This window comes from Candidatus Goldiibacteriota bacterium HGW-Goldbacteria-1 (genome assembly GCA_002839855.1).
In the GTDB taxonomy this organism is placed as follows: Bacteria; Oederibacteriota; PGYV01; order PGYV01; family PGYV01; genus PGYV01.
The window spans coordinates 129134-152400 of sequence record PGYV01000007.1; the positions used below are offsets into that span (position 1 = coordinate 129134).

The window sequence follows — 23267 nt, forward strand, 5'->3', positions numbered from 1 at the left end:
ATAATAAATCCTTTTATCAATTACATCGTAAAAAATAACGTCAGGCTGACAACTCCAAGTGCAGCTCCCCCTATCATTAGGGGTATCGCTTTTGATGTAGCTTCATCATATTGCTCTTGTGTATATGAAAAACCAGCAAGCATGAACATTCCAAGTCCAACAGCGTAACAACCTACCCCAACGCCCGTCCATACAAGCCAATGAATATTTCTGTCAACTCTATCTTCTACATATTCTTGCTGTTGATCGGAGTCATTAAGTCCCTTTTCTTCAATATCATGATTCTCGTTTGTAGATACCGGACTTACAGTTGCACATCCGGATAAAATAAGAATAGGTATAAGCAGCAATATTACACATTTTTTCATTATAAACCCCTTTCCCATTTAATTTCCACATATACTACGTTATCACACAAAAAAACAAAAGTAATAATAAAAAATTCAAGATATCGGTTTATTTTTTTGAATATAAGTAATACAGCTGTTTTACGCCGTTTTTGTCCACGGCTTCGCCTGATACCTGCGTGAAATTATTTTTATAAAACTTCTTATTATTGTTTTCCTGGTGAAAAGGAATGCCTGTTATTATCTCTCCCGGTTTTGACTTGGCATACGCCATTAAGCGCGACATGGTGGTGATGCAGTTGCCGTAAACATTAAGCGCTTCCTGCCCGGCAATGTTAACTTTTACAAGCCTGTCTTTGCCGTTGTTGACTCCTATCCTTATTTTCCATTCCGCAAGTTTGTTTCTTTTATTCTCTTCATTGACGGTTTTTAACCTGTCCATGAATTTTAAGCTAAATGAAAAATTAACGTCCGCGTCTTCCCTGTTTCCAAGAAAACACACAAACGCGCCGTCACCTAAAAGTATTAAAAGATAATCCCTGTAGTCTTTTAGAAGGTCGCCCAGGATTTCATTGAACTGCGGTATCATATGGTCGCGCTGGGTTTCAAGGTCAGCTTCAGTGCTGGACCTGATATCCAGGCCTATACAGGAATTCGGATATTCCAGCCCCGGTTTTAATTCACCTGTCACCGTGGGCGCGAACATATTGCTTGGCCTTAAAACAGAATCGTCCGTGCCGTCTGTCACTTCGCATTTATATTTAAACCCGTCATAATATTCCATATCTTCGCGGAAGACCATTCCGTCGTATTTGTAATACACCGCCTGCGTGTCAGAAGGAGACTGCTTAATAAATTTATCGGCTGTTGCCCTGGCTTTTGCAGTGACCACAAACAAAAGAGTATCTTTATCCTTAATTTCTTCGCCTGCGCCGTAGGGGATATTTTTAATTTCATCGTTTCTTTTTACAAAAGTGCCGCCAAAAGATGCCGGCTTGTTCATGGCAATAGGGTGTTTCGCGGTGGTGTCAGGGGGCCAGCCGTCATAAAGGCGCCAGCAGTTCTTGTCCCATTTTATATTAGCCTGAATGCGGCTTAAAGAACCCTTTTCATCAGCGCACAGTTTTACGTCAAGATTTTCAAGTTCCCTGCCTATCAGATACGTCCTGTTTTTATCCGTAAGAAAGATAGTTTCCTGTTTCCCGCACACACCGCAGCTGAATACAAGTTTCATATTGGCAATTTCCTCCAAATTTTTAAATATTATACCATAGAATAAAGGCTTTTCTTGTTTATGTAAAGAAAATAACCTGTATAAAATACAGGAATATATTTGAAACAGCCGCTTTTTATGTTATATTATGCTTACAGGTTTTTAAATATTAATTAAGGGGATTTTATGAAAAAAAATCTGCTGATTTCCGCGTTAATAATTTTTTCTTTCCTTATTATATACTCCTGCGGTAAAAACCCGGCATCCCCTTCTACCCCGTCAGATACGGGAGATTCAGCAACTTATACTGCAACCGCCACTCAGACACCTTTGGGTGACGCTTATGAAGAGGACGATACCCCGGCACAGGCAAAAATAATATATTCCGGACAGTCGCAGAATAAAAGCATGCACGCCTGTTATGAAAACGACTGGATAAAATTTACCATTACAAACACATCTGATGTCACAATCACCACATCAGGCACAACTTATCCCACGTTTATAGAAGGATACAACAGCACAAATATCATACCCGCCAATATGGTTTTAGCAGGCGGAGACGGCACAGGCCCTGCCACAGCATCAGTTACAGACCTTGCCCCCGGCACATATTACGTAAATGTCAGGGCGTGGAATTATGAGACCGGCTGCGATACATTTAATTACACTGTTTCTATTAATGATTTCGCCCCTGAAACCCCTACAGAAACAAATACAGTTCCTGCCGGAACTACATTTACAAATACCCCCACGCCTTCGGCGGATATATACGAAGCTGATAACGCTTATACCTCGGCAAACGAAATAACAAACGGTGAAACCCAGACGCACAGCATTCACGCCTGGGATGATGAAGACTGGATGTATTTTAACCTGACCGAGGAATCATGTGTTTCCATAACCACAGCGGATTCAAATTACTGTTACATAGATGTTTTTGAAGAAGCTGACACGGTAAATTCTTCCTTTACAGGCGGCGACGGCAGCACCCCCGCGGTAATACCTGATTATTGTTTCGTTCCGGCGGGAAAATATTACATTAAAATCCGCGCGTTTAACTATGAACCCATAACACAGTACAAAATAACAATTAACTTTGCCCCTTCAATAACCGAAACCCCAACCGAAGAAGAAACCGCGACTTATACTTACACAACAGAAGAAACCGCAACAGATACTTATACCGAAACTCCGACAGACACGCAGACCAATACCCCTACCCCGTGGCCAACGGATGTTTATGAAGACGACAACACCTCATTTACTGCCCGGACAATCACATCCGGTATCAATGAGTACCATACCCTTGCCCCGGCAGGAGATGAAGACTGGTTTAAATTTACAATTCCTTTTTATTCTTCAGTAACTCTTTTTGCACAAAGTGATGACCAGAGATATGATTTAAGAATGTATTTATACCGTGATTATTCCGGTGTCCTTTCGGATGTTGCTCACGTACAGGGCAGCGAGTTTGAAACATACATCATTCAGCCTCTTGATGCAGGCGACTATTATTTAAAAATGTATGATAACGATACCGCCACAGGGGTATTTTATAACATGCATTATGTTGCGGTTTATGACACCCCCACAATAACAGAAACCATAACCCCTACAGTTACAATAACCGCCACGGTCACGCCCACCAAGACTCTTGGCCCTGATATATATGAAGACGGGGATGATGTTTATACAGGGGCTAACGCGGCTTCTTCATCGCCCAATTCCGAAATTCACAGCGTTTATCCGGCAAGCGATTCAGACTGGTTTGTATATACAGTGGGCGGGACATATACTTCCAGAATTTATTTTAATGTTGACGGAAGCCAGGACGACACAATTGGAATATATGTATATGACACGGAAGGCGCGCCCACATCCGGCGGTTATCCGGATAATTATCTAAGCGGCGCCTGGCTGGGCGGAGCAAATGATAATGAAACCTATTTTGATACAAACCTTTCCGCAGGTACATATTACGTAAAAATAATAAACTCCTGGCCAATACATGAATACACCCTGTATCACGAAGAAATGACCTTTACCATAACGCCCACATATTCCATCACACAGACTTTTTCCGTAACGCCGACAATTACCGTTACCAGCACCATTACAATGACGCCGGGAGCCTGGACAGCTGTAGCTTACGGAACACCCGCTGTTTCACAGCACGCAGCGCTTGCTTCTAACGGAACTGATTATTCCTGGGGTTACACGCAGAGCAACAGCAAAATACATATAAACGGCACGGGTTTAGACCTGTCTCTGGAATATACTAAAATGGGAAAACGCTGGCTTGCAAAATCAGCGGCTTATGACTACATTGTTTATCCTTTTGGCGCGGGCGGTATTTATGCCCGCTATAGCGGAGATAACTGGCTTAGTTCTCTTGGCATAACCGTGGGCAACGGCTCACAGCCGTGCATTTACATTGACAACGAAACGCCCTATGTGGCGTATATAAATTCAGACGCCGGCAACAGCGTAACGGTAAAATCATACGCCTCAAGCTGGACAACATACGGTTCCGCCAACTTTACCCCCCCGGTATCCGTTGACGTGGCGCGCCTGAATACCCTTTCTATGGACGGTTATAATGACGCGGGAACGCTTAAATTATATGTGGCTTATGTTGACCCTAATGATGAAAACAGGATTCATGTAAAATGGAAAAACGGATTGTCAGACTGGGCAGACTTAGGCGGCGTTGCTTACAATTATGACGTTGAAGCTTCAAGCATTGATATCAGCGTTATAAATGATGCTGCGGTTTATGTAATCTTCACTGCAAATACATATCTGCCCGTTGTATGCAGATGGAACGGTTCTTACTGGACAGATTTGACCCCTTCGCTTTTCGCCTGTTATTCAAAACATAATTCAATACACGCGGTTTCCGAAAATGAAATTTACGTCTCTTTTATAGACACGGAAAAAGACAAAGCAATCGCGGCAATGTATAACGGCGCCGGCTGGATATATTTGAACAGCACGTCGGGATATACGTCCCCGCTTACAGAATATCCTTACATCTTAAAATCCGCAGGAAGTATTTATTCCGGATACATAAGCAACGGGTTTATGGGCGTTTATAAATATCAGTAGGCGCCATCTTAACGTTGACAAATCTCCCTTTTCAGTTTATTGTATCTGCTGAAAAATAAATTAAAAAAGGGAGAGTTTATGAAAAAATTACTATTTGTTATCTGTTTACTGTCAGTATTCATTATTTCCTGTAAAAAACAATCACCCACAACTCCGGTTGATACGCCTGATGTACCGGTCTTTACACAGACAATTACAGAAACAGCCACACCGGGTGATACATTTACCGCAACCATTTCTTCAACTGCGACTGTAACCACCACTTCCACCCAAATTATTGAAAACACATCCACAACAACACCCACAACCACAGAAACACCGTCAATTACACTGACTTCAACCATAACAGTTTCCTGTACAATTACTGAAACTGCAACCATTACCCCGTCTTCAACCGCCACTGTTACCATCACTAATACACCCGCCTGGCAGACAGTGGGGCAGGCTGAAATTTCCGCCAATTCAGCAGACGAAGTGTCATTAAAAAACTGCGGCGGGAAAATGTACCTTGCGTATACCGATAATGACAACTATCCTGTTGTAAAAACTTTAAACGGCAGCAGCTGGATTGATTCATATACCACTTCAAACATGGGAAGAAATACAAACCAGAGTTTTTATTCCACAGGTTCAGCTTTATATTGGGTGCCTTTTTACTTTTACACAAATGACCCGCTGCTGTTTTTTAACGGCACTGACTGGAGCGAACTGTCAGTATACCCTTCAGATTACTCTAATTACTCTGTTGCATCTGACGGCACAAATATTTACGCGGCAGGCGCGGACTCAGCCAATGAATATAAATTTATAATCAATAAATTTGACGGCGCTGTCTGGACAGACATCACTTCACCTTTAAACATTACTAATGTGGATGCAGAACCCTGGATTCCTTCTATGGAAATTTTTGGCGGGGAACTTTACCTGGCATACAATGACCTTTCTGTAAACGGCGCTGCAGTTGTTAAATACACGGGTACAACCTGGGAACCTGTGGGAACAGCCCCGATAATAACAGAATCACCTTCAGATATGACTTTAAAGGCCAGCGGTGCAAATTTATATCTTGCTTTAAATTATACAGGAACCACAAAACCGGCCGTATTTATTTTAAACGGGACTTCCTGGCAGGATTTAAACAGCACCAGCATAAGCGACTACTACGCGGGTTATATTGCGATGAACGTTTACAACGGCACACCTTATGTGGCTTACAGGGACGCTTATGACAATTACAAATTAAAAGTGAAAAAATATAACGGAGCAACGTGGGATACAGTGGGTACGACCAGCGCCACTGCCGGTTCTATAGGGTCAATAAGCCTGGAATTTGACAATTCAGGCGTGCCTTATGTGGCAGTTACAGATTCCGCAAACTCAAACAAAACACATGTTTTTAAATACGAATAAAAAACCTTTAAAATAAAAAAGGCGGGGAGAAATCCCCGCCTTTTTTATTTATATAAAGAAAGTTATTTTTTAATAAGAAGCTGTTTTACAAATCCTGCCGCCGCACCGGCAATTGCGCCAATACCGCCGTACTTTAATGCCAGTTCATTTCTGAACTGTGAAAATGGTTCGCTTATATCAGCGCCGATATCGCCAAAAAGCCCGCTTGATAAAAGTTTCGGGAAAAATTCAGCTATCAACCCTCCAATTAACGCGCCAATTACCGCAAATGATAAAACCTCTTTTACATTCTTCATTATTTCCCCCTGCTATTATATTTAACTTCCCTTGTTTTTTTTAGACCCCCGGAGTTGATAAAAAGGGTTTGGGAGGGGTTTCTTATCGTGGATACTCCGGGGGGATTGCAATTATTATAATTTCATAAATAAAATAATTTTTATCATCCCTTTTCATCTTTATCCACACCTAAAATATGCCATATCAAAGTGTATTTGTCAACTGTGCCTTATCAAACGCGTTACACAGCCGCTTATTTACATAAAACACTTCCTGTTGACAAATTTATCATGATATTGGAATATAAGTAAATAACCTAAATAAGGGGCTTTTATGGATAAGACTTCCGGGTATTTCTTTGAAGAAGCAAAGAGTGCTTTTGAATCAGGCGATACAGACCGCGCTTTTCTTTTATTAACCCGGCTGCTTGAATTTGAACCGTCACACAGCGACGGCCAGGAACTTATGGTGCGCGTGCAGAAAAAAAGAGAAAAACCTTCCGCCGAACTGCGCACAGCCCTTGATTTTTATAACAATAATCCGTCTGAACGTTCCGCCAAAAAACTGGGTTTTACCTATAAACATCTTCAGCGTTACAACAAGGCAAAAGAACTGTTTAAAAAGATGGTTGAAGAGCGCCCCCGGGACCACGAATCGCAGGGCGCCCTTGGAAAAATATACGTTCAGCTTGAAGATTATGAAGACGCCATTCCCCTTCTGGAAGACGCAATGGTAAAAAGGCCCGGAGATTCAGAAGTACTGTACGACATGGGGCTTTGCTACTTTAAAACACAGCAGTATGAAAAAAGCCGTGATATATATGAAAATATGCGCATTGCCTACAGCGGGGAAAAAGGCGTCCGCGCGTGGCTTGGGCGCTGCCACGAAATGCTTGGGGATAAAAAGGCCGCATACTTTTTTTACAGCGAGGAACTGGAATTATTTCCATGGAGCCCGGAAGGCACTGAATTTATGTATTTTTATTACAATGAAAATGGCGATATTTCTGACGCTTATGAAGTCTTGGAAAAAGCAAAAACAGCGGTTGAAAACAAACCTTCGGAAATATTATCCATGGGCGTGATGATGCTGCGCTGCGGTTTCTGCCATAGAAGCCTGGACCTTTTTAAATACGCGGAAACAACAGGCGCAGAACGCGGCTACGGCCTTTCCCTTCTGTACAGCAATATGAGTGTTGCCTGGTATGGCCTTCACGATTTGCCAAAAGCTAAGGAATACCTGAAAAAATCACTTGAAGTTTACAGCGGCTGCCAAAATGCAATTCACAATAACGGCATGCTTGCGTATTTTAACGGAAACTACGCAGAAGCCATTGAACACCTTGAACACGCCCTTTCACTGGAGCCTGACCGCGATATTACGCTGGCGCTTCTGGCGGAAGCTTACTGTGCCGCCGGCGATATGGAAAAAGGCATTGAATACTTTGAAGCGGCAATTAAAAGAAAACCAAAAAATATAAACTTTTTAATGCGCTACGCGCGTTCACTTTTAGCCAAAGATATGGACACAGAATGCGAGCGTATAATTAATAAGGCGCTGCTTCTTAAACCTGATTTTCAGGAAGCTTATCTTCTGCTTGCAAAAATGAAAGCATATGACCTTGACGCGGATGGCGCAAAAAAATACCTGGATAAAGTGACGGATAAAAAAAATCACAACAATGAATACTTTCAGGTATATGAAACAATAATAAACCTGCGCAAAAATAATTCAAAACGCGACGCGGTAAAAATCAAGGATGTAATAAAAGGAATTCTTCCGGAATTTAAAGGCGCTTTTACAGCCAATATTCCAAAAAATACAGACAGAGCAAAAAACAAACTGTACCCTCTTGCGGGAATAATTTCAGGGGAAATTCATAAGGGCGCGGATTTTAACTTTTATTACTCGAAAAAGGGTGAGCCTATAGCATTTCGCATATATTTTGACGACCTTACTTTTATGCTTGACGCAGGGCTGATTGTCTCTAAATGCCTTCTTATCATACAAGCCGCCGACCCGGATGATAAAGTTTCACAGGGCGCAATAAAACGCATTGAGAATGCTTTTTTAAGTTTAAAATAGCTTTTTTCTTATCCTTAACTTTATTCACCTCAATATTGTGCAGTTTTAAGTTGACACCCTGCCCTTATTTCCTTATAATATGCAGACAAAATCTTGTTTTTGTATTTAAAAACATTAAAACAAGTGAAAAATTAATATAAATGGAGAATAATTATGCCAAAACGTACTTTTCAGCCCCACAAGAAGAAAGCACAGAGAAAACATGGTTTTTTAAAGAGGATGTCAACGCCTACAGGCCGCAAAGCGGTTAACAGAAGAAGGGCCAAAGGCAGAACCAAAATGACTTCCTGCACCAAATAATACTTTGAGTTTCAAAAAAAAACCTCCTACAAGCCCCGATGTAAACAGGGCTATAAAAAGAGGGGTTAAGCACGGCAATAATTGTTTTGCGGTATTTGCCGTGCCCTGTTCTGATACAAACAGCTTAAAACCACGCCTTTTTACGGCAACCATAAGCAAAAAGTTTATTAAAAAAAGCGTTGACCGCAACCTTTTAAAAAGAAGGGTACGCGGTATTTTTGCAAAGAATTCCGCGCTGTTTGAAGGCAAAGACGTCGTGGTAATGGCGCGGTCCGGGTCGTCCGGGCTTAAAACTTTTAAAGAAACCGAGGAAACCCTCCTCTCTTTATTTAAACTTTACGGAAAAACAAAATGAAACATATTTTCATATTTTTAATTAAAGGTTATAAAAAACTGATTTCCCCGCTTCTGCCTAAATCGTGCAGATTTTATCCCACCTGTTCCGAATACGCCATAGAGGCGCTGGATAAGTACGGGATAATTAAAGGTACGGCGAAATCCATATACAGAGTGTTAAGATGCAACCCGTGGAATAAAGGCGGCATAGACAGGCCTTAAAAGGTCAATACAATTTTTGGAGGACACATGAACGATAAAAATTCCAGGCTTATAACATTCATAATACTTTCAGCCATAATACTTTTCGGATATAACATGCTTTTTATGCCCAAACCGGCAGCTAATCAGCCGCAGGAAACCGCGGCAGTCTCACCGGCCACACAGGCGTCGCAGAACGCCCGTGCAGTACAGCCGGCCGTATCCGGCACCGAAACAACAACAGCGTTAAAAACAAACACGCCTTCGGCGATAAAACCTTTTGAAGAAAAAAAATTCGTAATTGAAAACACCCTTGCCCGCGTAAGCTTCAGCGACCGCGGCGCGGTGGCCATAGGTTATGAATTGAAAAAATTTACAGCCGGAAAAGAAAATAATGAAGTGCTTGAACTTATTCCCAACAAGGCTTCTTACTCTTACCTTGCGCTTAATCAGGCCGCCGGGCAGGATTTAACAGCCATAAGATGGAAATATGACGGTTCTTTAATAGGCGACAACGGCTCTATAATAACCTTTTCCACCCCGTTATCTGACGGCGTGACAGCGGTTAAAAAGTTCATTCTTGACGCGGACACTTACGCGCTGACTACAGAAATAATATTTAAAAATTCCACATCTTCACCCAAATCAGTTAAAGACATGCAGCTTATGTGGGGCCCAAACATACACTTATTGCCTTCCGAGTTTCAAAAAAATAAAGACGGCATGTACGCCTTTAACCGCGTACATTATCCGCTGGGCCGTGAACTAAAAAAGGTGGAAATAAAAGCAAATATTAAAGAGGATAAAATAACAAACGTAGGCGTTCCGGATTACATTGTAATAAAGGACCTTTATTTTATGTCTTCTTTCAAGCCGGCAGAAAAGACCACATATAAAAGCGCGCTTATAAAAGAATACAAAGGCGGTTTTGGTTTTATAGCCATAAACTTAAACGACGCGCTGATAGAACCGCGGTCAGAAGTTTCGTCTTCTTTTGTTTCCTACATAGGGCCGCAGGAATATAAACGCCTGAAAGAATTTGGAATGGAAAGGGTGGTTGACCTGGGCTGGCCGCGCTTTTTGGGGCTTTGGATGTTTTACGCGATGGATTTTTTCCACAAACTTACAAAAAATTACGGAGTTGCCATCCTTCTGCTTACGCTGCTGGTAAGGCTTATACTTTGGGTGCCTTCACAGCACAGTTTTAAACAGATGAAAGACACGCAGAAAAAAATGACAATAATCAAACCGCGTATAGAAACCCTTAAAAAAGTGTATAAAAACGATTCACAGAAATTAAACGAAGAGACCATGAAACTTTATCAGGAATACAAAATAAACCCTCTTGGCGGCTGCCTGCCCATGCTGATACAGATGCCTATCTTTATAGCGCTTTATCAGATGCTTATAAACATGGTGGAATTAAAAGGCGCTTATTTCGCCCTTTGGTTGAAAGACCTTTCTAAACCGGATCCGTTTTTTGTACTTCCTATTTTTATGGGTGTTTCCATGTTCTTTCAGCAGAAGATGACGTCTTCCGCGACTCCGGTAACGGATGAATCAGCGGCCATGCAGCAGAAAATAATGCTGTGGGGTATGCCAATATTTTTAACTTTTCTTTCCTTCAGCTGGCCTTCCGGGCTGCTGCTTTACTGGTCCATGTCAAACATTCTTGGAATAGCACAGCAGCTTATGGTTAATAATTCAAAAACAGCCTGACATGGCACAGCATATGAGCGGTATTAGAAAGACTTCAGAGAAAATTTCTGACGCAGTAGCAGTTTTTATGAAAGATGAAAACGTGCCGCTTGACTGCGTGTCAGTAAACCTTATAAGCGAAAAAGTTTTCACGGACAGGTATGAATATACGGTTGAACTTTTTAAACGCGAAAACACTTTAAAAAAAATTCAGCCCCCTCCCGTACCCGCGGTGCAGTCTGCCGTTGAAATGCTTGACACTCTGCTTAAACTTTCAGGAAATACGGGTTTTTCCCTAAAAGAAAATATTACACCTGACGGCGCAGTCATAAAGATACACGCCCCATTTAAAGACGGGCTGCTTATCGGTAAAAACGGGCAGAACATAAAAGCCCTGCAGTATTTAATATCCACCGTGCTTGAACAGAAATTCAGGACCCGTTTTCCCGTAATACTGGACATAGACACTTACAGGGAAAAACACAGACAGCACCTTTTAAACACAGCGTCAGAGATGATTACAAAAGCACAGGGCGCTGCGGGTGAATGGCTTACGGAGCTTATGCCCTCTTTTGACAGAAAAATAATTCACGAAGAATGCGCATCAGCCGGTGTAAAAACTTTCAGCATAGGCAGGGGCGTTTATAAAAAAGTTGTGGTGACTTCATTATTATAGCGCGTAACCCGCGCGGTTCTTTTGGTGGCCTATGGAAAACAGAACAATAGCGGCAATTTCAACATATCCCGGAAAATCCGCGCTTGGCATAATACGCGTAAGCGGCAGGGATACTTTTTCCATAATTTCAAAAATAGTGCGTTTTTCTTCCGGCATGCCAATAAGCGAAATTCCGCCGCGCACCCAATATCTGGCAGGCCTTTATGACCACTTTGATTCCCTTCTGGACAAACCTCTTGTAACTGTATTCAAAGCGCCTAATTCATATACAGGCGAAGACATGGCGGAAATATCCTGCCACGGAAGCATCTTAATCCTTCAGTCCGCCATGGAAGCCCTGTGCCATTTTGGCGCACAGAGCGCTCTGCCGGGTGAATTTACAAAAAGGGCTTTTTTAAACAACAAAATGGACCTTGCCCAGGCAGAAGCTGTGGCCGATATAATTGACGCGGATTCCAAAACCTCGCTTAAACTTTCGCTTTCACAGCTTGAAGGAAATGAATCCGGCGCCATTACTGCGCTGCGCGAAAAAATATCGTCACTGCTGTCTTTGCTGGAGCTTGAAATTGATTTTGCCCACGAAGACACGCCCAAACTTGATTCAAAATCAGCACTGTCAAAACTGTCTTTAATAAACGCGGACATCGGGCTGCTTTTAAAAAACGCGGATTTAGGCATTATGATTAAAAACGGCGTACGCTGCGTAATAGCCGGAAAACCCAATGCCGGAAAATCAAGCGTTATGAACGCGCTTTTAAGAAAGAACCGCGCTATAGTGACAGGCCTTGCAGGCACCACCAGGGACGTCATAGAAGACCGTTTTGACCTTGAAAACATCCCGGTTAGGCTGTTTGACACCGCAGGTATCAGGCACGCGGAAACGCAGGCAGAAAAAGAAGGGGTACACAGGGCTAAAACCGCTTTAAAAGAAGCTGACATTATATTATTTATAGTTGACGGCTCGCTTCCCCTTACTAACGAAGATATTGACGCTTTTAAGGAAACTTTTGGCAGGCAGGTAATTTTGTGCATAAATAAAAGCGACCTTGAACAAAAAATTGCAGCGCAGGACGCGAAGGCTTTTCTTGGCGCAGATGACACCACATCAGCTATAAGCATAAACTGCGTAAAAGAAGACGGAATTATCCCCTTAACAAACGCCCTGAAAAATATTATAATTGGAAGCGGTCACCCGGCTTTGCTTGACGGAATACTTGTTACCAATTTGCGCCACAAACAGGCACTGCTGGAAGCAAGCACCGCGCTTAAAGACGCCGGTGATGCTTTGGCAAAGAACCTTTCTTTTGAATTCGCGGCGTCGGACATAAAACGCGCGGCAGCTTCACTTGGAAGCATAACGGGAGTTATAAGTACGGATGAGATACTGGAATCAATATTTTCAGGTTTTTGCATAGGAAAATAATAAAAGGCGGCCCTATGAAAAGATTGCTTATTGCATCACTTATATTTTTTTCAATACTTGGCCTTATACTTATAACAGTACAGCGCGGCCGTAGCAAAAAAACGGTTAATCACCTTACCGCCGGAACCCCGTATATTTCTTTCCCGGTAGGCTACAAAGACAGCGCTGCGGTTAACCTTGACAATTTCACGGGCAAATCATCAGTGGTGCTTTGTTTTACCGATAAATCAATAAATTCCGAAAAATTAAAAACTGTACTTAATAAACAATTGCGGGGTTTTACAGACAATTATTTAAAAGTTATCTGGTTCAACATAGCTTTAAATGAAAAAACAGCGGAGATATCCGAATTTAACAACAGGACGCCCCGCTATATTTTTTCCTTAAACGACCTTCCAAAACAGTATGACCTTACTGTTATGCCGGTGATTTACGTAATAGATAAAACCGGCACAATTAAGATGATTTACAGAGGCTTTTCACCGACAGTAATCAGTGACCTTGCCGGTGTTTTTTAGTGGAAACAAAAAACAAAAAAAAAATGGATTTTGCCGTCACCATCCTTTTCATTTCAGTTTTTTTTGCCTTTGCGGGTTTTCTGCTTTTATACAATGCTTATCATAAAAAAATAGCCGTCACCTGTTCTGTTAACCAGCTTGAATTTATCGGAACACTTCCCACTATACTGACGCGCGGCGACAAGCTTGCAGCCCCCATCCTTCAGGATGACCCCATGTTTAAAAGGTACGGTGTAAAAGGCCACTTAAAATGCGATTTTTATGAAGATTATGTTTCTTTAAGGTATGTAACAATAAATTTAAGTTCCGGCGGCGCTTCAGTGAAGCTTTCAGAGATAATAGACGCAAGGACGCGAAAATGAAAAATAATCACATTATCCTTGTCTGCCTTATTTCTTCTTTTTCTATTGTTACCGCTTTTTATTTCATGAATTATTTTATGGCGGATTCAGACTTAAACCGGGATCTTAAAGCGGATGAATTTTTGCGGTCCACAGCCGCATGCGTAATTTCACTTTCTACTTCAGCACAGGATACCTCTTACGATACGACCGCCGTTATGAATATCCCTTCACTTTCAGAGACAGGCGAACCGGTATCTGATAAAACTGACTCTTTTACCCTGCGTTCGGGCAACGAAGCGCTGTCCGTTATAATTAACCCTTCTCCTGCAAGTTCAAGGCCTGCCGCTTCTTTTTCATACCCGATACTTCACGGTGTAAAATTCGGTTTTACCGGCGATTTATTTTATACTCTCAGAAATTATAAAGGCCGTGAATACCTTCATAATTACCGCATAAAAAAAGGGTGCATTATGTCCCCTAAGGCGGAAAAATAATGCGCGTAAAAATCATTACAATAACCGCGTTATTTTTTGCCTCGCTAAATTTTTTGATGTTCGGGCTTGGAATAAAATCTCAGGCGGAAGCAGCAGTATATTTTGATAAAGCAAAGCTTGAACGCGCTTTAAATTCCGGATTTGCAGTGGCTTCAAATTTATTTGAAGACGGAGACAGGCTTTTAATATCAGGGGACTTTACAATTAACGGGTGCAGGGTTTATTATGAAGCCGGGCCTGTTGACAGCCAAAACGCCAAAATATTTGTGACAGCCTCCCTTAACGGAAAAACAGTAAAATCGGAGTATTTAAGAAAACTGTAGTTTTACCTGTAAACAAAAAGATTATCCCTGTGAATAACTTCCGTATAGTAATTATCTTTCATGATTTTCTTTATCTCTTCTTTTTTTCTTCCTTTAATCAAACTTACGTCTTCAGAAGAGTAATTTACAACGCCTTTTGCTATTCTTGTGCCTGCTTTATCCTCTATTTCAACCGCGTCGCCAAGCGAGAACTTCCCGTTTACAGCGGCTATTCCCACGGCAAGAAGGCTTTTGCCTGAATCTAAAAGCGCCTTTTTTGCGCCGTCGTCAATTATTATATTGCCCTTTGCCTTTAAAGTCAGAAGTATCCATCTTTTTTTTGATTCTGCCCTGTGCCCTTTTCTAAGTATCAACGTCCCCGTGTTTTCACCGCCGGCAGAGCGTATAAGCACATTCTTTAAATTTCCGTTGGCTATAATAAGGGGAATTCCAGCGTGATTAAGGTTGCGCGCCGTTTCAAGTTTGGATAACATTCCGCCCGTGCCGCCCGATGTGACACCGTCAGTTTGAACTTCTTTTATTGTGGCTTCAACATCTTCTATGACTTCTATTTTTTTGGCGCTGCTGTATCTGCCGGGATTTTTGTCATACACTCCGTCAACTGATGTTAAAATGGCCACAAGGTCCGCGTTTACAAGGCTTCCCACAATTCCGGCAAGCGCGTCATTATCCCCAAACTTTATTTCTTCTGTTGCCACGGTGTCATTTTCATTTATTATGGGCACCACTCCCCATTCAATAAGCTTTAAAAGGGTGTTCCTTGCGTTCATGTTCCTGGACTTATCCTTGACGTCATCGTGGTTTAAAAGGACCTGGGCGACTGTCACATCATTATCCGTGAAAAGTTTTTTGTAACGGTTCATAAGGACAGGCTGCCCTATGGCGGCAATGGCCTGTTTTTCCTGAAGGGTAAACTGCCTTTTTTCCATGTTCATGCGGATAAGCCCGGAACCAATGGCGCCGGACGAGACAATTATCATTTCTTTCCCGGCCTTGCGCAGTTCCACCACCTGGCGGACAAAGTCCTTAAGGAAAGTTTCCCTTAATCCTTTTTCATCAGCTATCAGGTTTGTCCCTATTTTTACAACTATCCTGTTGTACATATTAATACCTCTTTATCCTTAAATTTATTCCTCGTCGTCGTAAATAAAATCCCTGTCAGCAATTACCAGAACATCGCCATTTGTCACGCCGTTTGCCTTAAAAAATTCATTCATTCCGCTCTTTTCAAGGTAGCGCTTGAATACTTCCACAGTTTCCATTTCAGAAAAATCAAGCATTTCCACATAACGCTCCGTGGGCCTGTGACGCAGCACAAAAACGTGAGCTCCGGCCTTTTCCAGCTGCGGCGCGGAATCCGCTTCTTCCCTGTAATATACAGTGGAAATTTCTTCTTTTTCTTCCGGCAGTTTTTTCAGTATTTCATAAGCTTTTATTACAACTTTTCTTAAATTTTCATCTTTATGCGCGGAGATAAATTCCACCGGTATTTTTTTCTTTTTAAATTTATCCTTAATTTCTTTTTTTTCATCATCGCTTAACAGGTCGCTTTTATTTATAACCGCCACCTGCGGCCGTTTACCAACCTTGCCGCTGTATCTGGAAAGTTCCTTATTTATCATTTTATAACCGTCAAACGCGTCTCCCTGAGTTGGGTCCACGACGTGAATATAAACTTTTGTGCGCTCTATGTGGCGCAAAAATTCTATTCCAAGCCCTTTACCTTCTGATGCGCCTTCTATAAGCCCCGGAATGTCCGCGGCTACAAAAGCATTTTCCGCATCCACTTTTACTATTCCAAGCACCGGTACAAGAGTGGTAAACGGATAGTTTCCTATCTTTGGCCTGGCATTGGAAATTTTTGACAGCAGCGTGGACTTGCCAGCGTTTGCCATTCCAATTATACCCACATCCGCCAGAAGCTTAAGTTCAAGGGCAACGCTTAGTTCTATTCCCGGCTCGCCTTTTTCGTAAAACCTTGGCGCCTGCCTGGTGGAAGTTTTAAAATGTATATTTCCCCTGCCGCCGCGCCCGCCGCCCGCTGCAAGCACTTTATCGCCTTCTTTTACAAGGTCAGCCACTATTTCATTTGTGGCCGCGTTCATGATAACCGTGCCAAGCGGCACGTGGATATACAAATCTTTTCCGTTTCTGCCGTGCATCTGGCTGCCGGCGCCGTTAACGCCCTTTTCGGCTTTATAAAGCTTGTTAAAATGAAAATCCACAAGGGTATTTAAGTGCCTATCCGCCACAAAATAAACGTGGCCGCCGCGCCCGCCGTCGCCGCCGTCCGGTCCGCCTTTGGGCACATATTTTTCGCGCCTGAATGTGGAAGCGCCGTTGCCGCCTTTACCTGATTCAATCATTATCTGTACGTGATCTACAAACATTTTTAATGCTCCGATTATTGCCGTATTTTATTAATGCATTATATCATATAAATTTGGCGCGTATATCCCGTAAATTAACCTGCGGGTAATCATACGCATCATAATAAAATAAAAAAAGCGGGCTTAGACTTAAGCCCGCTTTTTGCTGTTAGTGTAATAAAAATTACTTTACAGGTATTATGCTTACCTTTTTTCCGCCTGCGGAAGTTGTAAACTTTACCCTTCCGGTTACTTTTGCGAAAATTGTGTGGTCTTTGCCCATTCCGGCGTTAGTTCCGGCTGTGATTTTTGTGCCGCGCTGCCTTACTATTATGGAGCCGCCTGAAACCAGCTGTGAATCGCCCGCTTTTGTGCCAAGCCTTTGTCCCGCGCTGTCGCGCCCGTTTCTTGTAGAACCTTGTGCCTTCGTGTGTGCCATTTAAATCCACCTTCCTTAATTTTACGTTCTTAAATTATTTTTATAGTTCCGTTTATTTAAAAGGTTATGCTTCTATTTTTAATATTCTGATTTTAGTGTATTTCTGCCTGTGTCCCATTCTTTTCTTGGAATTCTTTGCCCTCTTCCATTTGAACACAACAATCTTGTCCCCTTTTACTTCTTTGTCAACAATTTCAGCTTTAATCTGAACATTGGGAATTGTGGGATTGCCGACTTTAATGTCGCTGTCGGATACAAGAAGAAGCACTTTGTCAAAATTAATTTCATTTCCTTCCTGATTAAGTTTGTCCACGTTAATTACCGCGCCTTCGGTAAGCTTGTACTGTTTGCCTGCTATTTCAACTATCGCGTACATTGTAAAAAACCTCCATAATTTCGCGGCTGTTTCTTTACCGCGTCTTTGCTTTTATTTTTGTATTATTATACCATATTAATTGGTGAGCCGGGAGAGGCTCGAACTCTCGACAGCCGCCTTAAAAGGGCGGTGCTCTACCAACTGAGCTACCGGCCCACCTATTATGCTACAAATACAAAGTTGTAAGTAAAATCCTGATAGTGCAAGAACACCCTTAAAAACATACTTCTTTAATGAATCATTCTGTTTTTTTATTATTGTAATACGAACTTATGATAAACAAAACAGTAGAGCATATTTTACACAATATTTTTTTAATGTCAATATATTTTTGGAAAACCAAAAAAATATTTTTGCCCTTTATTTAAAGGCGTTTTTTACGTTTTTTGCCTCTGACAGCTATTTTATAATGAACACTTTTCTTGTTTCAACGGTTCCTGCCCTTGTTATTCTGATAAAGTAAAGCCCCTGTCCAACCGTTTTACCCGCGTCATTTTTGCAGTCCCAGTATCCTTCGTTCCATCCTGTTATCACTGTATTGAAATTAAACTGTTTTATCCTTTCACCGGATATATTATAAACTTTAATTTCCACCAGTTCACCAATAACAGAAGCCTTCACGGATATTTTTATGCTGTCCCCTTTTAACGGCTCTGCATAATTTCTGTCCAGCGCTATATCTATGTTAGGCGTGGGTGTGTTTGTAAATGTAGGTGTGATGGTGGGAGTGTATGTATGCGTGAATGTATTTGTCTCTGTGAATGTGTACGTAGGCGTAGAAGTATATGTTTCTGTTGGTGTGTCGGTGAAAGTGTATGTTTCTGTCGGAGTCTCTGTGTAGGTGTATGTGGCTGTATTTGTGAAAGTGTCGCTTGGCGTTGGCGTCTGGGTGTCAGTGGCTGTATCTGTCGCCGTGTCAGTGGGCGTGTTAGTTTCTGTGTTCGTCTGCGTCACAGACGGAGTGTTTGTGGTTGTAACAGTAATTGTTATTGTCATCGTGGGGCTTGGCGTCGCGGTTGAAGTAATTGTCTGCGTGGCTGTCTGTGTAGGAGTTGATGTTTTTGTAGTTGTCTCTGTTACAGTCTGCGTGGCAGTTAAAGTTGAAGACTGCGTTGCCGTTTGTGTGGCTGTTTTTGTAAAAGTATTTGTAGGGGTGTTTGTCAGTGTCATTGTGGGCGTTGCGGTTTCTGTGTTTGTCTGCGTTGCAGAAGGCGATGGTGTCTGGGTTACAGTCTCTGTTGATGTCCCGGTTGCGGTCTGCGTAGCTGTATTTGTCCCCGACGAAGTCATTGTCACAGTGGACGTGGATGTTTTTGTAATTGTCCCTGTAGCTGTCTGAGTATTTGTACCGGTAATTGTTCCGGTTGCCGTCTGCGTAACCGAAGTTGTTGCTGTCTGCGTTACAGTAGGGGATGCTGTATCTGTAATAGTTTGAGTTAAGGTTCTTGTCACAGTATGCGTCACTGTATTAGTAACAGTCAGCGTTGAGCTAACAGTCTGTGTCATTGTCCCTGTGACTGTCGGCGAAACTGTACCGGTAATTGTAGCTGTTACAGTCCCTGTCGCACTCACAGTAACCGTAACAGTCGGCGAAGGGTTTACTATTGAAAAAGTATTTCCAAGCCCGGGCATTTCCACATTACCAAGAGTGTCCTTTGACCTGCTGAAAATTGTATATGTTTCTCCCGGATTAAATACCGGCATATTATTAAACGTCCAGTTTTCATATCCTATTGCCGCAGCCCATTCCGGCACCGAAAGCGACCATGTGTTTGCAGTAAAGTCCCAGTAAAATCCGCCTGCCTGCCTCTGAAACGCCACTTCCACAAGCTGTATGCTCCCGCATGAAGCGGATGCATTTCCGTCTGCCTGTATTAACGATACGTATTCCTGCCCGCCCTGAGGGTTTATGACATATGAAAAAGGAGTATTGACACACGGTGTTATTGTTACGGTCGGCGTTACAGTAGGCGTTACATAGCACGGTTCGCTTTGCATATTTAGCGTGTTAGAAAACACCGGGACAAAGGGCGCAATACCGCTGAAACCCGCGGTATTGGTAATACTGCCGCAGGCGTTTACTTTTCCCCACCAGGTCAATGCTCCTGCTGATTCCGCAAGCGTACCTATGTTCCATGACAGTAAATTACCTGTTAATGTCCCTGAATTTGAATTGCCAAGGTATGATATCTGCGCGGGAACTGTATCAAAAATCACAGCCCCATTAATAACGCCAATCCCTGAATTAAAGACCATAAAATCATCATAATTATTTTTTGTGTCCGGCATATATCCCTGATGGTTAATACCCGGCCTCCAGGATGCACCGTTAGTACAGTGCATTCCGTCAGCAAGCCCGCTTGCATCTGAATAAACAAGCGTCCAAGCTGCCGGTTCCGGCTCCCCTTTATTCCAGACTTTTGCCCTGAAATAAAATTCAGAAACAGCTTCAATTTTTACAGTGTACCAGGTGTCAGGATTTACTATAACTGTATTTGAATAACTTGGCCACAAACAGCTTCCATTTATGCACTTTTGAAATGATACATACCCGTTAATACTGTTGTCTATGGATAATATAAGGGAATACATGCTGTTCTGCGTATCCGGAAGGCCGTTGCTGCGTATTATAACCTGAGCGTCCGCACCAAAATCGCTGCCCGGCTGAATTCTGACGTCGGTTAAAATTGTACCTGTGCAGAATTCTGCATTTGCCGGAACCGTGTCGTCAATCAGCATGCCCGGGTATGTATTTGCAATTGAAGAAGATTCAATATATTTATTTCCCGTTGAACACAGCGCAACAGGCAACCACGTTCCAAATTCGCCTGAATCAGTTATAAACTTCCACCCCTCGGGCGGATTTAAGCTGGTATACACACCCTGCAGATTATCAAATAAATCAACGAATTGAAGCGAGGATGAAGTAGAAACATAATTAATAATATAAGTTACCGTATCCCCTATCGCCGCGGAAGATTTATTCTGGCTTGCGTTAAGCAGCACTTTATTCTGATTTACAGCCAATGAAGCACTTAGTGATTTTGCATTTGAACCCATTGAAGCGTTAAACGGAACTGTTATTTTTTCATTATCGGCGGCAGGCGGCTTTTGCAGCTTAGCGGTAAACCATAATTTTCCGGAAGACAATGACGGCATCCCCATCCTGTTCTGCAGTACCCATATTATAGAGCCGGTCTGACTGCCCGCTGTCGGCGATGACATAACATATTCAGAAGGCCCGCACGATTCTATTTTTAGCTTCCCGTCCGAAGGCAGCGCGGATTCAACAGTAAGAACTCCGCCGGTATAAGCGTATTCGCAGGAAAACAGGACCAAATCGCCGTTTAACGAAACCATGCCTTCCGTTTTTGCATTTTTAAGTTCCAGTTCTTCTCCGGGATAGGGAATAATCCATGGAAGTGAAACAGAACGGCATGAATCAAGGGCAATCCAGTCTGATGACCTTATAAAATAATCATTGACCCCTACGTGCAGAAAAAATGCTGAAATTTCGCAGCCGGGAAACTTTGATATGTCCGGTATGTGAAAAACAAACTGTTTTATAACAGTGCGTGAATTTGTATCGCCGCCGCAGTCAGTACAGTTGTTAACAGCCATTCCATCCGAAACCGCTGCAATATAATGTATATCCCCATATGCGTTGGGATTTTCACTTGGAACATCAATCCCTAAATTACTTACAACAAAAATCTGTCCCGCAGTGCCTTCGGGGGACTTTGACGGCAGGCTGCTTACCGCAATATTCAGCCCCGTTGAGGAATACTTAGTTGCACAGAATTCAACTGTAACTGTAACTTCCTGGCCAAACTTGGGATTTGGCGGACTCATAACAGCAGAAATTATTTTTGGGCCTGTCGCAGATGCCGCGCAGACAAATAAAACCTGTAATAAAATAAATAATAAAACTCTTTTTAACATGTTATGAATACCTCATAAAATTATTTTACTATAAACACCCTTTTGGTCTGAACGGCGCTGTTTTGTTTTATTCTCATAAAGTACAGCCCCTGTCCTACAGTTTTACCGGCGTCATTTCTGCAGTCCCAGAACCCTTCATTCCACCCTGTTCCTGTTGAATAAAAATTAAACTGCCTTACCCTTTCGCCGGATATATTATACACTTTAACTTCTATTAATTCACCCGCCGCCTGTGATTTAACTGAAACTTTTACCTTATCGCCTTTTAACGGCTCTACATAGTTTCTGTCCAGCGCTGTATCAGTATTTGGAGTGGCAGTGTTTGTGAATGTCGGGGTAATTGTCGGAGTATAAGTTTCAGTAAATGTATTTGTGGCGGTAAATGTATCAGTAGCCGTAGATGTGTATGTTTCTGTAGGCGTGTCGGTGAAAGTGTTTGTTTCTGTAGGGATTTCAGTATAAGTGTATGTGGCAGTATCAGTGAACGTTTCACTTGAAGTCGGTGTCTGAGTGTCTGTGGCTGTGTCTGTAGCCGTATCAGTTGGCGTGTTAGTTTCTGTATTTGTCTGCGTCACAGAAGGCGTGTTTGTGGTTGTGACGGTATTTGTAATTGTCACAGTAGGCGTTGCTGTTATGGTTATTGTAATTGTCGGTGTATTGGAAAGGGTTATTGTCTGCGTTGGCGTTCCGGTGGCTGTCTGCGTTGAAGTCCGGGTGGCTGTTTCTGTGGCGCTTGAAGTGGCTGTGGCAGTCACACTTTCAGTAGCCGTTTCTGTCACTGTCTGCGTGGCCGTATCCGTTGCAGATTCAGTGGCTGTCGCGGTTGATGTGAAAGTTACTGTTAAAGTCACTGAATTTGTAGCCGTTGATGTTTCTGTTATCGTGACAGTTACAGAATCTGTTGAAGTCTGTGTCACTGTTTCTGTCAGGGTCTGCGATACTGTGCTTGTCGCAGTTTGTGTCGCCGTACCTGTGGCGGTCTTTGTTGATGTATCTGTAATGCTTTGCGTAGCGGAAGGTGTGGCAGACGCAGTGACTGTTTCAGTAACAGTTTGTGTTGCCGTTTCTGTTGAGGTCTCCGTGGATGTCTGCGATACCGTTTCTGTAACTGTATTGGTGAAAGTAACAGTGACAGTAGGCGTTATTGTCTGAGTATCATCAGGGGTATTTGTTGATGTTTCAGTTATTGTCTGTGTTGGCGTTTGCGTTACTGTCTGTGTCACTGAGTTTGTAGACGTGGGTGTTACTGTCTGTGTTATTGTCTGCGTTACTGAGCTTGTCAAAGTGTGCGTGACAGTTTCAGTCATAGTCTGTGTTGCCGTCTGTGACACTGAACTTGTAGATGTCTGCGTGACAGTCTGTGTTATGGTTTCCGTTGATGTCTGC

23 protein-coding genes and 1 tRNA gene are annotated in these 23267 nt (G+C 42.5%); 13 read left to right on the plus strand and 11 right to left on the minus strand.

Annotated features, from left to right (window positions below):
* Positions 1–20: 20 nt before the first annotated feature.
* Complete coding sequence (locus tag CVV21_08715; GenBank protein PKL91284.1) at positions 21–368, minus strand: hypothetical protein; 348 nt, start codon at positions 366–368, stop codon at positions 21–23.
* 88 nt (positions 369–456) lie between these two features.
* Positions 457–1581 (minus strand): hypothetical protein, encoded by a 1125-nt coding sequence (locus CVV21_08720; protein ID PKL91285.1) that lies wholly within the window; start codon positions 1579–1581, stop codon positions 457–459.
* Between the two features lie 165 nt (positions 1582–1746).
* Between CVV21_08720 and CVV21_08725 the strand changes: the two genes are divergently transcribed.
* Positions 1747–4671, plus strand: a complete 2925-nt coding sequence (locus CVV21_08725) for a hypothetical protein (GenBank protein PKL91286.1) — start codon at positions 1747–1749, stop codon at positions 4669–4671.
* Positions 4672–4679: 8 nt separating this feature from the next.
* On the opposite strand, the gene CVV21_08730 is transcribed toward CVV21_08725, so the two are convergent.
* Positions 4680–5201, minus strand: coding sequence for a hypothetical protein (locus CVV21_08730; protein PKL91287.1), 522 nt, complete (start codon positions 5199–5201; stop codon positions 4680–4682).
* On the opposite strand from CVV21_08730, the gene CVV21_08735 reads away from it, so the two are divergent.
* The gene (locus tag CVV21_08735) at positions 5173–6081 is read left to right on the plus strand and encodes a hypothetical protein (protein ID PKL91288.1); all 909 of its coding nucleotides are present in this window, start codon (positions 5173–5175) and stop codon (positions 6079–6081) included. The genes CVV21_08730 and CVV21_08735 overlap by 29 nt on opposite strands.
* Positions 6082–6143: 62 nt before the next feature.
* On the opposite strand, the gene CVV21_08740 is transcribed toward CVV21_08735, so the two are convergent.
* Positions 6144–6377 carry a hypothetical protein gene (locus tag CVV21_08740; protein ID PKL91289.1) on the minus strand — a complete coding sequence of 78 codons (234 nt, stop codon included), beginning with the start codon at positions 6375–6377 and terminating at the stop codon, positions 6144–6146.
* A 313-nt stretch (positions 6378–6690) separates the two neighbouring features.
* Between CVV21_08740 and CVV21_08745 the strand changes: the two genes are divergently transcribed.
* The 11 genes from CVV21_08745 (at position 6691) to CVV21_08795 (ending at position 14755) form a co-directional block, all read left to right on the plus strand.
* The gene (locus CVV21_08745) at positions 6691–8442 is read left to right on the plus strand and encodes a hypothetical protein (protein PKL91290.1); all 1752 of its coding nucleotides are present in this window, start codon (positions 6691–6693) and stop codon (positions 8440–8442) included.
* A gap of 153 nt (positions 8443–8595) precedes the next feature.
* The gene (locus CVV21_08750) at positions 8596–8742 is read left to right on the plus strand and encodes a 50S ribosomal protein L34 (GenBank protein ID PKL91291.1); all 147 of its coding nucleotides are present in this window, start codon (positions 8596–8598) and stop codon (positions 8740–8742) included.
* 4 nt (positions 8743–8746) lie between these two features.
* Positions 8747–9097 carry a ribonuclease P protein component gene (gene rnpA / locus CVV21_08755; protein ID PKL91292.1) on the plus strand — a complete coding sequence of 117 codons (351 nt, stop codon included), beginning with the start codon at positions 8747–8749 and terminating at the stop codon, positions 9095–9097.
* Positions 9094–9300 (plus strand): membrane protein insertion efficiency factor YidD, encoded by a 207-nt coding sequence (locus tag CVV21_08760; protein PKL91293.1) that lies wholly within the window; start codon positions 9094–9096, stop codon positions 9298–9300. The genes rnpA and CVV21_08760 overlap by 4 nt, the downstream gene beginning before the upstream one ends.
* A gap of 27 nt (positions 9301–9327) precedes the next feature.
* On the plus strand, positions 9328–10998 hold the full coding sequence (locus tag CVV21_08765; GenBank protein PKL91294.1) for a hypothetical protein: 1671 nt from the start codon (positions 9328–9330) through the stop codon (positions 10996–10998).
* Position 10999: 1 nt separating this feature from the next.
* Positions 11000–11653 carry a hypothetical protein gene (locus CVV21_08770; GenBank protein ID PKL91295.1) on the plus strand — a complete coding sequence of 218 codons (654 nt, stop codon included), beginning with the start codon at positions 11000–11002 and terminating at the stop codon, positions 11651–11653.
* 31 nt (positions 11654–11684) lie between these two features.
* On the plus strand, positions 11685–13076 hold the full coding sequence (trmE, locus tag CVV21_08775) for a tRNA uridine-5-carboxymethylaminomethyl(34) synthesis GTPase MnmE (GenBank protein ID PKL91296.1): 1392 nt from the start codon (positions 11685–11687) through the stop codon (positions 13074–13076).
* Positions 13077–13090: 14 nt separating this feature from the next.
* On the plus strand, positions 13091–13594 hold the full coding sequence (locus tag CVV21_08780) for a hypothetical protein (GenBank protein PKL91297.1): 504 nt from the start codon (positions 13091–13093) through the stop codon (positions 13592–13594).
* Positions 13594–13956 carry a hypothetical protein gene (locus CVV21_08785; protein PKL91298.1) on the plus strand — a complete coding sequence of 121 codons (363 nt, stop codon included), beginning with the start codon at positions 13594–13596 and terminating at the stop codon, positions 13954–13956. Before CVV21_08780 ends, CVV21_08785 begins: the two co-directional genes overlap by 1 nt.
* Complete coding sequence (locus CVV21_08790; GenBank protein PKL91299.1) at positions 13953–14432, plus strand: hypothetical protein; 480 nt, start codon at positions 13953–13955, stop codon at positions 14430–14432. The genes CVV21_08785 and CVV21_08790 overlap by 4 nt, the downstream gene beginning before the upstream one ends.
* Positions 14432–14755 (plus strand): hypothetical protein, encoded by a 324-nt coding sequence (locus CVV21_08795; GenBank protein PKL91300.1) that lies wholly within the window; start codon positions 14432–14434, stop codon positions 14753–14755. The genes CVV21_08790 and CVV21_08795 overlap by 1 nt, the downstream gene beginning before the upstream one ends.
* A 2-nt stretch (positions 14756–14757) precedes the next feature.
* Here the strand turns inward: CVV21_08795 and proB are convergent, their stop codons facing one another.
* The 7 genes from proB to CVV21_08830 all read right to left on the minus strand — a co-directional run.
* Positions 14758–15858 carry a glutamate 5-kinase gene (gene proB / locus CVV21_08800; GenBank protein ID PKL91301.1) on the minus strand — a complete coding sequence of 367 codons (1101 nt, stop codon included), beginning with the start codon at positions 15856–15858 and terminating at the stop codon, positions 14758–14760.
* Positions 15859–15882: 24 nt separating this feature from the next.
* Entirely contained in the window at positions 15883–17145 is a 1263-nt protein-coding gene (locus tag CVV21_08805) for a hypothetical protein (protein PKL91302.1), read from the minus strand.
* A 163-nt stretch (positions 17146–17308) separates the two neighbouring features.
* Positions 17309–17563 carry a 50S ribosomal protein L27 gene (locus tag CVV21_08810; GenBank protein PKL91303.1) on the minus strand — a complete coding sequence of 85 codons (255 nt, stop codon included), beginning with the start codon at positions 17561–17563 and terminating at the stop codon, positions 17309–17311.
* A gap of 64 nt (positions 17564–17627) precedes the next feature.
* Positions 17628–17939, minus strand: coding sequence for a 50S ribosomal protein L21 (gene rplU, locus CVV21_08815; GenBank protein PKL91304.1), 312 nt, complete (start codon positions 17937–17939; stop codon positions 17628–17630).
* A gap of 80 nt (positions 17940–18019) precedes the next feature.
* Positions 18020–18095 (minus strand) — tRNA-Lys (locus tag CVV21_08820).
* Positions 18096–18338: 243 nt separating this feature from the next.
* Entirely contained in the window at positions 18339–21881 is a 3543-nt protein-coding gene (locus CVV21_08825) for a hypothetical protein (protein ID PKL91305.1), read from the minus strand.
* 20 nt (positions 21882–21901) lie between these two features.
* Positions 21902–23267, minus strand: a 1366-nt coding sequence (locus CVV21_08830) for a hypothetical protein (protein PKL91306.1), incomplete at its 5' end; no start/stop codon positions are given.

Excerpts from the sequence above, each read along its gene's own strand:
- CVV21_08715 (PKL91284.1), bottom strand. The coding sequence starts at position 368 with ATGAAAAAATGTGTAATATTGCTGCTTATACCTATTCTTATTTTATCC.
- CVV21_08720 (PKL91285.1), bottom strand. The coding sequence starts at position 1,581 with ATGAAACTTGTATTCAGCTGCGGTGTGTGCGGGAAACAGGAAACTATC.
- CVV21_08725 (PKL91286.1), top strand. The coding sequence starts at position 1,747 with ATGAAAAAAAATCTGCTGATTTCCGCGTTAATAATTTTTTCTTTCCTT.
- CVV21_08735 (PKL91288.1), top strand. The coding sequence starts at position 5,173 with ATGTACCTTGCGTATACCGATAATGACAACTATCCTGTTGTAAAAACT.
- CVV21_08740 (PKL91289.1), bottom strand. The coding sequence starts at position 6,377 with ATGAAGAATGTAAAAGAGGTTTTATCATTTGCGGTAATTGGCGCGTTA.
- CVV21_08745 (PKL91290.1), top strand. The coding sequence starts at position 6,691 with ATGGATAAGACTTCCGGGTATTTCTTTGAAGAAGCAAAGAGTGCTTTT.
- CVV21_08750 (PKL91291.1), top strand. The coding sequence starts at position 8,596 with ATGCCAAAACGTACTTTTCAGCCCCACAAGAAGAAAGCACAGAGAAAA.
- CVV21_08760 (PKL91293.1), top strand. The coding sequence starts at position 9,094 with ATGAAACATATTTTCATATTTTTAATTAAAGGTTATAAAAAACTGATT.
- CVV21_08765 (PKL91294.1), top strand. The coding sequence starts at position 9,328 with ATGAACGATAAAAATTCCAGGCTTATAACATTCATAATACTTTCAGCC.
- CVV21_08770 (PKL91295.1), top strand. The coding sequence starts at position 11,000 with ATGGCACAGCATATGAGCGGTATTAGAAAGACTTCAGAGAAAATTTCT.
- trmE (PKL91296.1), top strand. The coding sequence starts at position 11,685 with ATGGAAAACAGAACAATAGCGGCAATTTCAACATATCCCGGAAAATCC.
- CVV21_08780 (PKL91297.1), top strand. The coding sequence starts at position 13,091 with ATGAAAAGATTGCTTATTGCATCACTTATATTTTTTTCAATACTTGGC.
- CVV21_08790 (PKL91299.1), top strand. The coding sequence starts at position 13,953 with ATGAAAAATAATCACATTATCCTTGTCTGCCTTATTTCTTCTTTTTCT.
- CVV21_08795 (PKL91300.1), top strand. The coding sequence starts at position 14,432 with ATGCGCGTAAAAATCATTACAATAACCGCGTTATTTTTTGCCTCGCTA.
- proB (PKL91301.1), bottom strand. The coding sequence starts at position 15,858 with ATGTACAACAGGATAGTTGTAAAAATAGGGACAAACCTGATAGCTGAT.
- CVV21_08805 (PKL91302.1), bottom strand. The coding sequence starts at position 17,145 with ATGTTTGTAGATCACGTACAGATAATGATTGAATCAGGTAAAGGCGGC.
- CVV21_08810 (PKL91303.1), bottom strand. The coding sequence starts at position 17,563 with ATGGCACACACGAAGGCACAAGGTTCTACAAGAAACGGGCGCGACAGC.
- rplU (PKL91304.1), bottom strand. The coding sequence starts at position 17,939 with ATGTACGCGATAGTTGAAATAGCAGGCAAACAGTACAAGCTTACCGAA.
- CVV21_08825 (PKL91305.1), bottom strand. The coding sequence starts at position 21,881 with ATGTTAAAAAGAGTTTTATTATTTATTTTATTACAGGTTTTATTTGTC.